Origin of the sequence: Collinsella aerofaciens (assembly GCF_015546965.1) — a bacterium.
In the GTDB taxonomy this organism is placed as follows: domain Bacteria; phylum Actinomycetota; class Coriobacteriia; order Coriobacteriales; family Coriobacteriaceae; genus Collinsella; species Collinsella aerofaciens_X.
In genome coordinates this window covers 1-15,860 of record NZ_JADMUF010000008.1, presented here as the reverse complement: position 1 = coordinate 15,860, position 15,860 = coordinate 1, and the positions used below count along the sequence as shown (strand labels likewise).

The window sequence follows — 15,860 nt, the reverse complement described above, 5'->3', positions numbered from 1 at the left end:
GTGCGCATCACGAAGGAAGACCAGATCGGTGAGCGGGATTGGCCCGAAGTCGAGAGATTCCCATCAGCCTCTCGTCGGTCGATGACCGGTTCACCACGCAGGAAGAGCGTGACGGAAGGTCTCGCAAAAAGGCTCCGAGCGCGGCGTGCTCATGCCCGTCGTGGTGCGCCCGAAGGGGGGGGGACGGCTGCTACGAGCTCGATCATTTGCGAGGAGAAGACGAACCAGTCGTTGCAGATCCAATATGGATCTCGCCGACCTCGGCAAGCTGCTCGATGAGTGGAAGCCCTGTCGGGTCGTCTATTTCAACACCACCCAGAATGATGGTGTCATCGCGCAGGTCGATCTGCGTGTTGAGCACAGCGAGGTTAAAGCCGGAGGCCACAAATCCGATAGCAGCCAGGACGAGCCCCGTGGCAACAAGCCCACCCGCTACGGCAAGGTAAATCCTTTTTACGCTGGACATGTTTGCACTCCTTCCTATGCCGTGAGCGGCGCCGCTTCGGCGCCCATGCGGCTCTTATTGCCTCGATCTTTCCAGAAGGGCGAAACGGCTTTCTTCGCCCAAAGGGCAGAGAGGCGCGCGATCTGCTTGGACGCCGTCCAGGCGCCGGCTCCCGTGAGGAGCGCCACACCGATGGAAGCGAATCCCATTCCCATCGAGGCCAAAACGTACGGAACATGCCCGATAATGATGCCGTCCACGGCGAACAGGAGCCCTACCAGGCCCGCGCCCCCGAATGCCGCGGCCACGATCCACACGCAGAGCGCAAGAACCCAAATACAGATGTAGACTGCAGCGGCAACGGCGACGAACGCGAGCAGCAGCGGAATCCATACCGGAGAGCCCACGATGGCGAGCGCCCATAGAAGTGCTGTGCTCTTGCGCTTGGTCCTCGCGATCGCGCGCGGCACGGCGGGCAGTTCGTCGAGCGTTGCCTCGGCGACCTCACCGGGCGTGCCCATGGCGGCCACAGCCTCGGCCTCCGTCATGCCGTCCTCCATACGGTCGGCGATGGCCTCCGCGTAGAACTCCTGCGTTTCCTTTACCTGATCTGCCGGCAGGCAGGCCAGAAGCTCGCCCAGCCGGTTCAAGAACTCATCGCGCGTCATGGTGCGCCCCCTCCACGTAACGGTAGATCTCCTGCACGGATGGCCATTCGGCGAGGAACTCGGCGATACGCTCGCGCCCGGCGTCCGTGATGCGGTAGTACCTCCGCAGCCGCCCGTTGTGCTCGGCGGAGCGCGCGGTGATGCAGCCCGCCTTCTCCAGGCGCTTGAGCAACGGATAGAGCGTGGATTCCGTGAGCCCCATACTCGCGGGCACGTCCTTCACGATCTGATAGCCGTAGGATTCCTCGCCCGAGACGGCCGCGAGCACGCAGGCCTCGAGGAAGCCGCGCTTCATCTGTGCCTCCATCCGCACACCTCCTTTCGTAGTATACTGTGTAACACCTACTATATGACACATAGTATATGATGTCAACAGTTGTCGTATAGGGAGTCCGGTCTGTCTGTCCCCTGCGGGTACTCATTGGGGACGTGCTTAAATGAGTACCCATCGCTCAAGGTGGCACCTGGGGACGTTCCTTATGTGCCGGCACTTTGGGACACTCCTTGTCAAGGTTTTGTTCCATCGTGCGGGTTGCTATTTAACGTGCGACAATGCCGTGTGGAAATCGAAATGTCTCCTGGGGGCTATCTATGCTGTACGAGTTTTGTGCCGAGAACTTTGAGCGGGTGCCGGCGGCTATCGATGCCGGTGCTAAGCGCATCGAGTTGTGCGACAACCTTGCCGTCGGTGGTACCACGCCCTCGGCCGGCGTTATCAGCGCTACGGTCAGTTATGCTCACGAGCACGACGCTCGAGTGATGTGCATGATCCGTCCGCGTGGCGGCGACTTTCACTACAACCAGGACGAGCTGCGCATGATGGAGATGGACTTGGGCCTTGCCGTGAGCGCCGGCGCCGACGGCTTGGTCTTTGGCTGCTGCAAGCCCTGCGCCGGCGGATGGGCGCTCGACGAGCTCACGCTCGGCGCCCTCGTGATGGCTGCGGGCTGCGCGACCGAGGAGTGCAAGCGCGGGCCCATCGACATTACCTTTCACATGGCCTTTGACCAGCTCTCGCCCGAGACTCAGCTCGATGCGATTGACACGCTTGCCGACTGCGGTGTTACGCGCATCCTGACGCATGGCGGCGCGGCCGGTACGCCGATCGAGGACAACCTGGAGCATCTGTCGCGTCTTATCGAGTGTGCGGGAGACCGCCTGACCATCCTTCCCGGCGGCGGCATTTCCACGGCCAACCGCGATACCGTGGCGGCGGCACTGGGCGTCTCCGAGCTCCATGGCACCAAGATCGTGCCGCTGGAGGTATAACCCGTGGCGCTGGTATTTGACGTTCAGCAGGCGAACGGTAAGCCCGACGACAACCGCCGCCCCGGCACCACGTGCCCCTTTTGCGATACAGAAGGGCTCACCGACATCATTCGCCGTGATGGCGATTGCATTTGGCTCGAGAATAAGTTCAAGACCCTGCGCGCCACCCGTCAAACCGTGCTGATCGAGTCGGCCGATCACGATGCCGACCTGGTGACCTATGAGCCGGATGAACTCCACCATGTGATGCGGTTTGCCCTGGGTTGCTGGCAGCAGATGATCGATTCACAGCAGTATCGAAGCGTGCTCATGTACAAGAACAAGGGTCCGCTCTCGGGCGGTAGTCTCGTTCATCCGCACATGCAGATTGTGGGTTTGGAGCAGGAAGACGGCTATGCTTCGCTGACTTCCACCAATTTCGAAGGCATCAATGTCTGGCAACAGGGGAGGATCTCGGTCAACATCTCAACCGAACCGATCATGGGGTTCTTTGAGATCAACGTTTCAGCCCCGCAAGGAATCGCCGCTAGCGATGACACAAGAGACCAAGCCGAGGCGGATCTCTTCGCCGATGCGATCCAGGTAGCTCTGCGCTATATCCTGAACGAGCACCACGGTGGTCGCGCGGAGTCGTACAACTTGTTCTTCTACCACATAGACGGCCGGACCATTGCCAAGGCGCTGCCACGTTGGGTGGTATCGCCCTACTTTGTGGGCTATCGTCTGGCCCAGGTCAATGCTGAGACCACGCTCGATATCGATGCTGAGTGCCTGCGTGCGCATCTGGAAACGCTCGTATAGCAAGACTAACACCCGCGTAATGCGGACAGTCTAGCGTGCCATGGCGTTGCGGCCGGCCTCGACACGCTTGCGCTGGGCGGCGCGCTCCTCGCCGGTCAGACGCTCAAAGAGGTGCCCGATAAGCGAGGCGAGCACCTGCTGAAACAACGTTCCACACATGACGGGAAACACGACTTCGCCCGGAAAGTATTGCGTGGCGATGACGGCGCCCGAAGAGATGTTACGCATGCCGCAGGTAAAGCACATGGTAGTCGTCTCGCTATATGGCAGATGCAGCGCACGGGCGACCAGAAAACCGACGACAAAGCCGCTGATGGCGAAGGTCAAAATAAAGAGGGCGACTTCCAGGCGCACCGCGTTCATGTGCAGCACGTACTCGCTCATGGCGGTGGAGTTGGAGGCGATAACGCCCATCATCATGAACTTGCAGGCGGGCGAGAGCGCGGGGGAGAGCTTCTCGTGTCCCCATCCACGCGTGAGCTCGTTGATCACGATGCCGAGCACGGCGGGGATGGCGATCATAAAGGCCATGTCCTGCATCATGTTCGGCACATCGATCGAGACGGTGGCACCCAGCAAGAGCTTAAGCGTGAGCGGAATCGTCACAGGGGAGATAACCGAGGACGTCAGGATGATGGTGAGCGCGAGCGGGCCGTTGCCGCCGAACATGCTGATCCACATAAAAGCGGTGACGGCCACGGGCACGCTGTACTCGAGCACGATGCCGCAGACAAGGTTGGGGTTGGAGCCAAAAAAGAGTGACCCTATGGCATACGCCGCGATGGGAATAAGCACTGCCGAGACCAGTAGCGCCAGAATCAGGTGCAGCGGACGGTGGAACACCTCGGCTACCTGGTGAAAGGTGTTGCTGAGCGCGCCCTGAAACGTCATAAAGGCGAAGAGGGCGGGAACAATGGGCTTGAGCACGCCGATCTGCTGGGGAAAGAGCACGCCGAGCGCCACGCAAATCGGAACGATGATCTGCATATGCCCCGCGAGGAACTTTCCCAGTCCAGCCCATTGCTTCATATGTCCCGTGACTCCCTTTATCCGCGAACTCGTTTGTATGGATATGCTAGACGCTCGTATGCGTCCGTGCGGCTGAAACGCTCGATTATTTCGAGGCCATTACCGCCATCGTTTGCCGAAACCGCGGCGCACCGCGGCGTTTTGCGTCCGCGCTGCACGGTATAATAAATCCGTTCAACAGATCTGCCTGCCGAAGCGGGCATACACAGAGGACTCATCGCTATGAACCGTGAGAGGTATCGCGGCGACCTGCCCCTATCAGGGGTGGGTGCCTATGTCATCGCTTAAGACGACGCATCGCTGGGCGGTCGCTCAGCAAAACCCCGAGCTTGAAAAGGAGCTTTCGGCTGGTCTGGGCATTCCCGGGCTGGTGGCGCGCATTATGGTCGCGCACGGCATTGGCTCCATCAAAGAGGGCCAATTGTTTTTGACGCCTTCGCTCGATCGCGACTGGGCCGACCCACTCATTATCCCGGGCATGTCGGTCGTTGCCGACCGCGTCGAGCGTGCTATTCGCAACCACGAGCACATTGCAGTCTTTGGCGATTTTGACGTTGACGGTATTACGTCGACCTGTCTGTTGACCGAGGCGCTGCGCACGTTTGGCGCCGATGTCACGCCGTTTATTCCGCATCGATTTGATGAGGGCTACGGTCTTTCGCGCGCGGCACTCGACCGCGTTAACGAGCTCGCTCGCCCCCAGCTGATCGTGACCGTCGATAACGGCATTGCCGCCAAGGAAGAGGTTTCCTATCTGGAGAGCCTGGGGATCGATTTGGTGGTCACGGACCATCACGAGCCCTCCGACCAGGTGCCGCAGGGTGTACCCCTGACCGACCCCAAGCTCGAGGACGAGGGCCCCTCGCGCGAGCTCGCCGGTGCTGGCGTGGCGCTCAAGCTGGTGCAAGTCCTGGGTGAGCGCCTGGGCAAGCCGTCGTATTGGCGTTCGCTAATCGAGGTCGCGGCGCTGGGCACCGTGTCCGACATGATGCCGCTCACGCCCGAGAACCGCGCGCTGGTTGCCGAGGGCATCCAGCAGATGCGCGTAACCGCTCGCCCCGGCTATATCGCGCTTGCCTCGCTCGCCAAGGCGGACCTTTCGAGCATTACGGCGGATGGCCTGTCATTCTCGCTCATTCCCCGCTTAAACGCTGCCGGTCGCATGGCCGATCCCAAGCTGGCGCTCGACCTGCTGCTTGCCCACAATCCCATCGAAGCAAGCGCGCTGGCGGCTGAGCTCGAGGAAATCAACCGCCAGCGCCGTGAGATCGAGGCGGAGCTCACGCGCGATGCCATCGCAAAGGTCGAGGAGACCTATGACGGCGGACGCGCGATCGTCGTGGGCGGTGAAGGCTGGCACGAGGGCGTCAAGGGCATCGTGGCAAGCCGTCTGACCAACCGCTATCACGTGCCGGCACTGCTGTTCTCGATCGAGGACGGTATCGCGCGCGGCTCTGGTCGCTCGGTGGGCAAAGTTAACCTGTTTGACGCCGTTGAGCGCTGTTCCGACCTGCTGATTCGTCGCGGCGGACATGCCGGTGCGGTGGGAGTGACCATCGAGGCGTCCAAGCTCGACGAGTTCCGTCGACGTCTTTCCGCCGTGCTGTCCGAGCTTCCCGCCGAAGACTTTGAGGACACCGACGAGGTTGCCGCCACGGTCGACCTTTCCGAGTTGAATATCGAGACTATAGAGCAGATTTCCCGTCTTGAGCCGTTTGGCCAGGGCAACAAGGTGCCGCTGCTGGCCGCCGAGGGCGTGACGATGTGCGATCGCGCCGTGGTGGGCAAAACCGGCGAGCACATGCGCTTTGTGGCGACCGATGGCGCCGCGAGTGTGCCGGCCATTATGTTCCGCGTGCCGCAAATCGATAAGCTCATCAACTGCGATAGCGCTGTCGACTTGGTGTTCGAGGCCGTTGCCGAGCATTGGCAGGGGCGTGTGAAGCCCAAGCTCATGATCAAGGATGTTCTGGTCCGCGATACCACGCTGCCCAGCGTCGACGATCCGGCATGCGAGCTTCGTCGTGGCGTGCAGCCGGCGGATTCCGGCCTGCGCCTGGAGTCGCGTAAACGCGAGACGCTCGCCCAGCTTTCTTATACCGAGCTGACGCGCTCGCTTATCCATAGCTTTATAGGCTCGAACCAGCCGCATCGCGCGCAGGTCGAGGCGCTCGATGCCCTGGCCGATCACCAAAGTGTTCTGGCCGTTATGGGAACGGGGCGCGGCAAGTCGCTCATCTTCCATGTGCATGCCGCGCGCGAGGCGGTCCTTCGCGGGCGTGCGAGCATCTTTGTCTATCCACTGCGTGCGCTCGTTGCCGACCAGGCCTATCACCTCTCGTCGACGATGGCAGCGCTTGGCATTGGCGTTGGCGTGCTGACCGGCGAGACCGTGGAGGCCGCACGCGATGACGTGTTCGCCGGTCTAGCTTCGGGCCGCACCGGTATCGTGCTCACGACGCCCGAGTTCCTGTCTATCCACCGTGACCGTTTCGCGCGTTCGGGCCGCATCGGCTTTGTCGTTATCGATGAGGCGCACCACGCCGGCCTTGCCAAGGGCGGCGACCGCAGCGCCTATCTTGACATGCCCGATATCCTCAAAGCCCTGGGCGACCCGGTCGTTATGGCTGCGACGGCCACCGCGACGGCTCCGGTCGTGGCCGAGCTTGCCCGCATGTTGCCGATCACTCGCACGGTGGTCGACGAGACGGTGCGCGAGAACCTGCAGCTCGAGGACGACCGCGACCTTGCGAGCCGCGAGAACCGTTTGGTGTCGATCGTGGCGACGGGGGAGAAGACCGTCATTTACGTCAATTCGCGCGACCAGTCCGTGGCGCTCGCCAAGACGTTGCGCAAGCGTGTGCCCGATTGCGCAGCCCATATCGCGTTCTATAACGCGGGGCTTGCGCGTTCCGATCGCCGCCGCGTGGAGGAAGCATTCCGAGACGGAAGCCTCAGCTGCATCGTTTCGACCTCCGCCTTTGGCGAGGGTGTCAACCTGCCCGATATCCGCCATGTCGTGCTCTACCACATGCCGTTTGGCGCCATCGAGTTCAACCAGATGAGCGGACGTGCCGGCCGCGATGGCCAGCCCGCCGTGATCCATCTGCTCTATTCGTCGCGCGACGCCCGCATTAACGAGCGCCTGCTCGACTGCTATGCGCCCGAGCGCGACGAGCTCGTCACGCTCTATCGCGCGCTGCAGACCATGTGGCGCTCCAACCGCGGCAAAACCGGGGACGATTCCTTTAGCGCGAGCGATATCGACATCGCGCAGATGTGCCTTGCCATCGATGCCCGCACGCCGGTCGACGAGCGCTCGGTGGAAAGCGGCCTGGGAATCTTCGAAGAGCTTGGTTTCTGTCGAGTTTCGGGGTTTGACGACACTCGTCGCATCGCGATGGCCGAAAACCCCGGTCGCGTGCAATTGAGCAGGTCAATTCGCTATTTGGAGGGCTTGCGCTCGCGCATGGAGTTTTCGGCTTTCCGGAGCTGGGCGCTCGATTCGTGCGCTTCTGATATGCTAGCCAAAGTTAACCGCCCGATCGTACCGCGGGCCTAGGGGAAGGGGACCTCGATGGATGCCGCAGCCCGTACCGCCCATGATTCCACCCTCCAGCCGTTTTCGGAGATGGAGCACTATAAGCATGCCGATGAGCTGCCGCCCGAGATTATGGCGGACAGCTACGACAAGCTGGAGCGCCTGTGCCTCAAATATATGAATGAGGACGACTTTTCTAAGGTGGAGCAGGCCTATTGCTTTGCCGCCGAGAAGCACTGCAACCAAAAGCGCCGCTCGGGTGAGATGTACATCAACCATCCCGTCGAGGTGGCCATCATTTTGGCCGACCTCAAGATGGACTGCGATGTGGTGTGCGCCGCGCTGCTGCACGATACCGTCGAGGACACCGAGACCTCGCTCGCCGATGTTTCCGGCCTGTTTGGCGATACGGTGGCCGAGCTCGTCGATGGCGTGACCAAGCTCACCAACATCGAAGTCGACAGCATGGACGAGAAGCAGGCGCTCACGCTGCGCAAGATGTTCCTCGCCATGTCCAAGGACATTCGCGTCATCATCGTTAAACTTGCCGACCGTCTGCACAACATGCGAACGCTGGCAGCCCTGCGCGAGGATCGTCGCCTGTTTAAGGCTCGCGAGACCATGGACGTGTACGCGCCCTTGGCCGACCGCCTGGGCATGAGCTCTATCAAGTGGGAGCTCGAGGACCTGTCCTTCTTCTACCTGGAGCCCGATGCCTACCAGCGCATCGCGCGCATGGTGGCTGAGTCGCGCGAGGTCCGCGAGCGCTACCTTGCCGAGACCATCAAGACGCTTACTGATGAGCTCAACCGCATTGGCCTGGAGGACTTCCAGATCAACGGCCGCTCCAAGCACTATTGGTCCATCTACCAAAAGATGAAGCGCAAGGGTAAGGAGTTCTCCGAGATCTACGACCTGGTGGCGCTGCGCGTAATTACCCATTCGGTGCGCGATTGCTACTCCACGCTCGGTGCAGTGCATACGCTGTGGCACCCCATGCCCGGTCGCTTTAAAGACTATATCGCCATGCCCAAGGTCAATAACTACCAGTCGCTCCACACGACGGTCATCGGCCCCACGGCCCGCCCGCTCGAGATTCAGATTCGAACCTACGAGATGCATGAGCAGGCCGAGTACGGCATTGCCGCCCACTGGCTATATAAGAAGTCGGGCGGATCGTCTGCTTCCAAGACCAATGACGCTCAACGTCTGGACGACCAGATCAACTGGCTCAAGCATTCGCTCGATTGGGCGGCTTCCGACGAGATCACCGATGCCAAGGAATACCTGCACTCGCTGAAGGTCGATCTGTTCGATCAGGAGATCTTTGTCTTCACGCCCAAAGGCGAGGTCATGGCGCTTCGCGCCGGCTCCACGCCGCTCGACTTTGCCTATGCCGTTCACACCGAGGTGGGAAACCATTGCGTCGGCGCCAAAATCAACGGTGCGGTGGCTCCGCTCACGCACGAGATTAAGACGGGTGACCGTGTCGAGATCCTGACTAACAAGAGTTCCAAGCCGTCGCGTGATTGGCTCAAGATCGTTAAGACACCTTCCGCCAAGTCAAAGATCCGCCGCTATTTTGCCGCTGCGACCAAGGACGACGACGCTGCCGCCGGTCGCGATATGCTGGCCAAGGACCTGCGTAAGCGTGGCTATGGCATTTCTACGCCGCGTTCGACGCGTGCACTCAACGCCGTGGCGGAGCAGTTTAACTTCAAGCAGCTCGAGGACCTGTTTGCCGCCGTCGGCGCCGGCAAGGTTGCCCCGCGTGCTGTGGGCAATAAGGTCGGGCAAATCTTGGACCCCAAGCCCGAGGAACAGCTCACCAAGGCCGAGGCTATCGCCGAGGTCGTGAAGCAGCCCGCTCGCGGCTCCAATCGCAAGCCGCAAAAGCACGGCAAGAGCGCCAGTAACGGCATTATCGTCAAGGGCGAGAGCAACAGCGGCCTGCTGGTCCGTCTGGCTCATTGCTGCAACCCCGTGACGGGCGACGACATCGTCGGCTTCATTACGCGCGGTCGTGGCGTTTCGGTGCATCGCGCCAACTGCCCTAACGTCAAGGGTCTTATGGAACATCCCGAGCGCATGATCGATGTGGAGTGGGACGGCGCTGCCGACACCCTCTTCCAGGTCGAGATCGTGGTCGAGTGCCTGGACCGCATGGGCCTGCTCAAGGATGTCACCATTGCCATTGGCGATGCGGGTGGCAATATCCTTTCTGCCGCCACGTCGACCAACCGCGAGGGTATTGCAACCCTGCGCTTTATGGTCGAGATCTCGGACGCGAGCGGTCTGGATCCGCTGCTGGCTTCCATCAGCAGTGTCGATTCGGTCTACGACGCTCGCCGTCTTATGCCCGGCGAAGGCGGAGCTCAGCTCAAGCGTCGTGTGTAGGTGCGAGAGCCTCTCAGCATCATAGATATTGGTTACGTTCGAGGCATCGTTTGGTGCCTCGAACGTATTTTAGAAGGAGGGCATGCGCATGGGCGATATGACTTTGGACCTGACACCCCGAGGTTCGGCTTCGATTGAGGCGCTCGTCAACGGCCCCATTCAGACCAACAGTTACGCCGTGATTTCGAATGACGAGTGCTTAATCGTCGATCCGGCGTGGGAGGGCGAGCGTCTTGTGGAGCATATCCGCACCGCGCATCCTGAGGTGCGCGTACTCGGCTCTGTCTGCACGCACGGTCATGCCGACCATGTTGGCGGGGTTGCCGGGGTTCGAGCTGTCGTTGGCGACGGCGCGCTATATGAGTTGTGCGCTAAGGACGTGACGGTACCTCGCGCAAATATCGAGGAGCAGCGCACCATGTGGGGTATCGAGACGCCCGATCCGGGTGAGCCGACGCGTTTGCTTGCCGAGGGCGATACAATCGAGGTGGGCGACGTCTGCCTGCAGGTGATCGAGACGCCGGGGCATACGCCGGGCGGCATCGTCCTGTTCGCCGCGACCGAGCAGGGGAACATCGCCTTTGTGGGCGACACGCTTTTCCCGGGCAGCCACGGTCGTACCGATCTTTCCGGCGGTGACGAGGCGGCGATTATGCGCTCGCTCTCCAAACTTGCCAAGACGCTTCCGCCCGATACCGTTTGCTTGACGGGCCATGGCGATTCGACCACGATGGCGCGCGAACTTATGCAGAACCCGTTTATGCAGATGTAGGCTCGAAGCCGTCTTTCGAACCACGAAGACCGGTCAATCGTCAAGCTATTTTCCCCAGTGGGTCGATTCTTTGGGGCAAACGGTCAAAATTTGTCCAATCGGATGGTATTCGTGAACAAACGAACGTTTATGCTCGGGTATGTCGTGGTAAAATCTCAGGCGTTATCGGAGCAACCTTACAGGAGGTTTCTTTTATGCTCGTCAACGCAGCAGACATGCTCAAGAAGGCCGAGGCCGGCAAGTACGGTCTCGGTGCCTTCAACACCAACAACCTCGAGTGGACCTTGGCTATTCTCCAGGCCGCCGAGGAGGCCAAGTCTCCGCTGATCCTTCAGTGCACCGCTGGTGCCGCTAAGTGGATGGGCGGTTTCAAGGTCTGCGCCGACATGGTCAAGGCTGCCGTCGAGGCCACGGGCGTTACCGTTCCCGTCGCCCTTCACCTCGATCACGGTTCTTACGAGGACTGCTTCAAGTGCATCGAGGCCGGCTTTACGTCCATCATGTATGACGGCTCTCACGAGGAGACCTTCCAGCTTAACCTCGACCGCACCAAGGAGCTCGTTGAGCTTGCCCACTCCAAGGGCATGTCCATTGAGGCCGAGGTCGGCGGCATCGGTGGCACCGAGGACGGCGTGACCTCCAGCGGCGAGCTCGCTGATCCTGCTGAGTGCAAGCAGATTGCTGACTTGGGCGTCGACTTCCTCGCATGCGGTATCGGCAACATCCACGGCGTGTACCCTGCCGACTGGGCTGGCCTTTCCTTCGAGCGTCTGGGCGAGATCAAGGCCGAGACCGGCGACCTGCCCCTCGTCCTGCACGGTGGCACCGGCATCCCCGAGGATCAGATCAAGAAGGCCATCTCCCTGGGTATCTCCAAGATCAACGTCAACACCGACCTGCAGCTCGTCTTCGCCAAGGGCGTTCGCGAGTACATCGAGGCTGGCAAGGATCAGCAGGGCAAGGGCTTTGACCCCCGCAAGCTCCTCAAGCCTGGTCGCGACAACATCGTTGCCCGCACCAAGGAGCTCATGGAGGAGTTTGGCTCCGTCAACAAGGCGTAAGTAGCGGTTTAACTTTCCCGTCGGAGGCCCCGTTCACCCTACGCTTTTCCCTTGCGCTCACCTGGCTTTGCCAGAAGTCGCGCAATGGGAAAAGCTCCGGGCGAACGGGGCCTCCTTTGTTAACTCGCTGCAGGGTTACGAGGCTGAATTCATTTTTGCTACCGTTCAGCGGCGTTGATGGCTCCTTTGTTGGGGCTTTCTATTTATCTCGCTACAATGGGCTTCGAGAGTTCTAATGACTTGGAGTTTGGTATGGCTGTTATTAATGTGCTGCCTTCGGATGGGAAGGTTATTGACGAGGGTCCTGTTGGTTGCTCTATTGATGTTTGCTGTGATGACTTTCGCCATCTCGATATTGGACTGCCGCCCGAGATTCTTCGACTCAAGGATGCCGGATATTTGACGCAGGCTGTTGCGGCTTGTGATCGTCTTTTGAGGCAGAATCCTGAGCCTTCCCTGGCAGCCTGCGTTCGTGCCGAGCGGTATCGCATGCTTGAGACGCCGCTTCATTTTTCAGTGTCGCGCGATCGAGCTATTGCGATGATTCGCGAGGAGTGGCCTGAGTTTACCGAGGAGCAGTTTGACGATCTGATTGACCGTAAGCGTATTGACTGGCGCTTTATCGACGGCGAGCTGTTCGTTCTCGACAACTTCCTCGATTCGCTTCGCGTATATCCCAAAGAGGTTCCCGGCATGCGGTCCGATACTACGGACGGAATTGCAATGCGCAACGAGATGCTCAAGGAGATGGAGTCGCAAAACGGATTGGCTCGCGTCATTACGCTTAAAGCGTCTGTGTCTGTCCCCGGCGCTCTGGAGGGGGAGACCGTTTGCGCTTGGCTTCCCGTCGCGGCTGCCTGCCGTCAGCAGACTCGGGTCGAGATTCTCGACATGACGCCGGAAGGTGCTGTTGCTCCCGCGAACGCTTCGGCACGTACCGCCTCGTGGTCTTCTTCGAGTGAACGCTCATTCTCGGTGACCTATCGCTATCAAATCGATGCCGCTTATCGCGATATCTATGGGGGTGCGCTTCCGGCGCATCCTTGCATGGACGCGCCACTGCCCGTGGACACCTCCGAGGACCGTCCACACATTGCATTCACGCCGTATCTGCAGCAGCTGACGGCCGGTGTTGTTGACGGACTCGAGGATCCGCTCGATCGCGCCCGTGCTATCTATGATTATCTGACGCAGCATATCGACTATCGCTATCAGCCGCCGTACTTGCTTTTGGGATCTATTGCCGATGACTGCGCGCATTCGCTCCGCGGCGATTGCGGCGTTATGGCGCTCACGTTTATCACCATGTGCCGTATCGCGGGCGTGCCTGCCCGTTGGCAGAGCGGCCTGTACGTTGCGCCCGATTCGGTGGGGTCGCACGACTGGGCAGAGTTCTATACGCCGCAGACCGGTTGGCTCAACGCCGACGTGTCATTTGGATCTTCTGCTCGCAGGATGGGGGAGGAGTGGCGCCGCCGTCACTACTTTGGCAATCTCGACCCGTGGCGTATGGTGGCCAACAATCGATTCCAGGCAGAGTTTGACCCCTCTTTCGACGGCATGCGCGAGGACCCTTACGATAACCAGATGGGTGAGGCTTCGGTCGACGGTCGCGGATGCCGTCAGCGCGAGATGCTCCGCACGGTCGAACTCATCGAAATGCTCGAAGTTCCATTTTCGGACTAATCAACAGAAAGCTGTGATAAACTAACTCACGCATTGCGTGCCCGAGTGGCGGAATTGGCAGACGCAGTGGACTCAAAATCCACCGTTGGCAACAACGTGCGAGTTCGAGTCTCGCCTCGGGCACCATACATGCAAGTGAGCGTTCAAGGGGGCTGCGGCCCCCTTTTTCGTGCCGAACTCGCGTGAGCGCGCGAAGCGTTAAGCAAACAGGCCTGCGGCCTGTTTGAAGCGGAGCGTGGCGAGGGCGCCACGCGCCCGAAGCCCGGGGCTTCGCGAAGCGAAGGCCCTTCGAGTCTCGCCTCGGGCACCATACATGCAAGCGAGCGTTCAAGGGGGTCAAGGCCCCTTTTTCGTGTACGTAATGTGATAACGCGCTGTACGTGTTATTATTCGCAAGGCGTTGTTCCCGCAATGCCCTAAAGAGGAACCCGAGGGTTCCCACCTTTTGGCGCCAATGAGCAGCTGACTGGTCATACAACTTAGATTCTCTTCCTCAAATCGAGGAAGTCTATGTGTACGACCTGGTTGCTGAGAAGCGCCGGGTTATTTTTTTATGAATGGAGGTAGGGAAAATAGCTAAGTCTGATGACACCCGCATCAACGACGAGATCACTGCATCTTCGTGCCGTTTGATTGGCGTCGATGGCTCTCAGCTCGGCCTGTTCGCCATCCGCGATGCCCAGCGCGTCGCCGACGATCAGGGTCTCGACCTGGTCGAGATCGCTCCCAACGCGGAGCCGCCGGTCTGCAAGGTCATGGACTACGGTAAGTTCAAGTACCAGCAGGCCATGAAGGCCAAGGCTGCTCGTAAGAACCAGTCCAAGGTCGAGGTCAAGGAAATGAAGTTCCGACCCAAGATCGACGTTGGCGACTACGAGACCAAGAAGGGCCACGTTCTGCGTTTCCTCAAGAAGGGCGCACGCGTTAAGATCACCATCATGTTCCGCGGCCGTGAGATGGCTCACCCGGAGCAGGGCCTTAACGTTCTCGAGCGTCTCGCCGAGGATCTCAAGCCTTACGCTACGGTCGAGTCCAAGCCTAAAATGGAAGGCCGTAACATGCTTATGCTGCTCGCCCCGATTAAGGGCGCCTTCGATGAGGATAAAGCGGCAAGCGATACCAAGTAACTAGTGTTCTGTAACCGATTAAGGAGTATTTCATGCCTAAGATGAAGTCCCACAGCGGCACCAAGAAGCGTTTCCGCAAGACTGGTACCGGCAAGCTTATGCGCGCCAAGGCTTTCAAGAGCCACATCCTGAGCAAGAAGTCCACCAAGCGTAAGCGTGGCTTCCGTCAGGAGACCGAGATCGCCGCTGCCGACCGCAAGGTCATCAAGTCGCGTCTCGCCTAAGTTCGTTTTCCCGTTTTTCGTTTTACCGTCTAGGAGTTGATAGAACATGGCACGTATTAAGCGCGCTGTTGCCGCCAAGAAGAAGCGCCGTACCGTTATGCACCGTGCGAAGGGTTACTACGGTGCCGCTTCGCGTACTTACAAGCATGCTAAAGAGCAGGTCCAGCACTCCCTGCAGTATCAGTATCGTGATCGCCGCAACAAGAAGCGCGAGATCCGTTCTCTCTGGATCACTCGTATCAACGCTGCTGCTCGTCTGAACGACATCTCTTACTCTCAGTTCATGCACGGCCTGAAGGTTGCCGGCATCGAGCTCGACCGCAAGGTCCTGGCTCAGATGGCTTACGAGGACATCGAGTCCTTCAACGAGCTGGCTACCATTGCCAAGAAGGCTCTCGAGGCCTAATAGATTCTCTTGAATCGCTAGGGGAGTGTCGCGTTGTGCGCGGCGCTCCCCTTTTTTATCGAAAGCGCTGGTTTACATTGCTAAAAGCGCGGGTAGATAAACACTTACAGGTGACCGATCTCTATATATTCCTGAACCAAAGGGTCATCATCTGATACGTGCGGAAGATTCGCATTAGTCTTTCTACTACCTATAGAAAGCAATATGTTGTGTAGGACTTGTGAAGAGTGGAATTGACGTCCCACAGGGCTTCGCGGTCTGGCAATATATCTCCTTGCCGCGCGGCCCGGTGGAACCGGATGAGCCGCGGGGCGTGCACCTTGAGAACCGGATACTGCGAGGATGGACACACCAGATGTGTCGCATCCGGGCAGACATCGAACCATTTGAAATGGTCTAACTTGGATTTGTTTTTCGCAAGGCCGCCGAGAGGC

15 protein-coding genes and 1 tRNA gene are annotated in these 15,860 nt (G+C 59.7%); 11 read left to right on the top strand and 5 right to left on the bottom strand.

Annotated features, from left to right (window positions below):
• Nucleotides 1-202: 202 nt before the first annotated feature.
• Genes I1M21_RS06570 through I1M21_RS06560 form a run of 3 tightly spaced genes read right to left on the bottom strand, consistent with a single transcriptional unit; the run spans nucleotide 203 to nucleotide 1,420 of the window.
• On the bottom strand, nucleotides 203-466 hold the full coding sequence (locus I1M21_RS06570) for a hypothetical protein (RefSeq protein WP_089573305.1): 264 nt from the start codon (nucleotides 464-466) through the stop codon (nucleotides 203-205).
• 14 nt (nucleotides 467-480) lie between these two features.
• A complete protein-coding gene (locus tag I1M21_RS06565) occupies nucleotides 481-1,113 on the bottom strand; it encodes a DUF1700 domain-containing protein (RefSeq protein WP_117655177.1) in 633 nt (210 codons plus the stop codon).
• Entirely contained in the window at nucleotides 1,100-1,420 is a 321-nt protein-coding gene (locus tag I1M21_RS06560) for a PadR family transcriptional regulator (protein WP_187362357.1), read from the bottom strand. Before I1M21_RS06560 ends, I1M21_RS06565 begins: the two co-directional genes overlap by 14 nt.
• Nucleotides 1,421-1,704: 284 nt before the next feature.
• Here I1M21_RS06560 and I1M21_RS06555 point away from each other — a divergent pair, with 284 nt between their 5' ends.
• Nucleotides 1,705-2,382, top strand: coding sequence for a copper homeostasis protein CutC (locus tag I1M21_RS06555; protein ID WP_195192929.1), 678 nt, complete (start codon nucleotides 1,705-1,707; stop codon nucleotides 2,380-2,382).
• Nucleotides 2,383-2,385: 3 nt separating this feature from the next.
• Nucleotides 2,386-3,183 carry a DUF4931 domain-containing protein gene (locus tag I1M21_RS06550; RefSeq protein ID WP_195192928.1) on the top strand — a complete coding sequence of 266 codons (798 nt, stop codon included), beginning with the start codon at nucleotides 2,386-2,388 and terminating at the stop codon, nucleotides 3,181-3,183.
• A gap of 30 nt (nucleotides 3,184-3,213) precedes the next feature.
• Here the strand turns inward: I1M21_RS06550 and I1M21_RS06545 are convergent, their stop codons facing one another.
• On the bottom strand, nucleotides 3,214-4,212 hold the full coding sequence (locus tag I1M21_RS06545) for a bile acid:sodium symporter family protein (RefSeq protein WP_195192927.1): 999 nt from the start codon (nucleotides 4,210-4,212) through the stop codon (nucleotides 3,214-3,216).
• 274 nt (nucleotides 4,213-4,486) lie between these two features.
• Here I1M21_RS06545 and recJ point away from each other — a divergent pair, with 274 nt between their 5' ends.
• From recJ to rplT, 9 genes are all read left to right on the top strand, one after another.
• Nucleotides 4,487-7,774, top strand: a complete 3,288-nt coding sequence (recJ, locus tag I1M21_RS06540) for a single-stranded-DNA-specific exonuclease RecJ (RefSeq protein WP_195192926.1) — start codon at nucleotides 4,487-4,489, stop codon at nucleotides 7,772-7,774.
• Nucleotides 7,775-7,789: 15 nt separating this feature from the next.
• A complete protein-coding gene (locus tag I1M21_RS06535; protein WP_195192925.1) occupies nucleotides 7,790-10,150 on the top strand; it encodes a RelA/SpoT family protein in 2,361 nt (786 codons plus the stop codon).
• A gap of 88 nt (nucleotides 10,151-10,238) precedes the next feature.
• A complete protein-coding gene (locus I1M21_RS06530) occupies nucleotides 10,239-10,922 on the top strand; it encodes an MBL fold metallo-hydrolase (protein ID WP_324248731.1) in 684 nt (227 codons plus the stop codon).
• Between the two features lie 194 nt (nucleotides 10,923-11,116).
• Nucleotides 11,117-11,983: a class II fructose-1,6-bisphosphate aldolase gene (gene fba, locus I1M21_RS06525; protein WP_117638198.1), complete on the top strand. Its 867-nt coding sequence runs from the start codon at nucleotides 11,117-11,119 to the stop codon at nucleotides 11,981-11,983.
• Nucleotides 11,984-12,235: 252 nt separating this feature from the next.
• On the top strand, nucleotides 12,236-13,669 hold the full coding sequence (locus tag I1M21_RS06520; protein ID WP_195192923.1) for a transglutaminase-like domain-containing protein: 1,434 nt from the start codon (nucleotides 12,236-12,238) through the stop codon (nucleotides 13,667-13,669).
• A 39-nt stretch (nucleotides 13,670-13,708) separates the two neighbouring features.
• Nucleotides 13,709-13,795, top strand: a tRNA-Leu gene (locus I1M21_RS06515).
• A 431-nt stretch (nucleotides 13,796-14,226) separates the two neighbouring features.
• Nucleotides 14,227-14,796, top strand: a complete 570-nt coding sequence (gene infC, locus I1M21_RS06510) for a translation initiation factor IF-3 (protein WP_006234423.1) — start codon at nucleotides 14,227-14,229, stop codon at nucleotides 14,794-14,796.
• 32 nt (nucleotides 14,797-14,828) lie between these two features.
• Nucleotides 14,829-15,020 (top strand): 50S ribosomal protein L35, encoded by a 192-nt coding sequence (gene rpmI / locus I1M21_RS06505; protein WP_006234422.1) that lies wholly within the window; start codon nucleotides 14,829-14,831, stop codon nucleotides 15,018-15,020.
• Between the two features lie 46 nt (nucleotides 15,021-15,066).
• Nucleotides 15,067-15,426 (top strand): 50S ribosomal protein L20, encoded by a 360-nt coding sequence (gene rplT / locus I1M21_RS06500; RefSeq protein ID WP_006234421.1) that lies wholly within the window; start codon nucleotides 15,067-15,069, stop codon nucleotides 15,424-15,426.
• 190 nt (nucleotides 15,427-15,616) lie between these two features.
• On the opposite strand, the gene I1M21_RS09820 is transcribed toward rplT, so the two are convergent.
• The coding region (locus tag I1M21_RS09820) for a hypothetical protein (protein ID WP_229025661.1) at nucleotides 15,617-15,860 on the bottom strand (244 nt) is incomplete at its 5' end.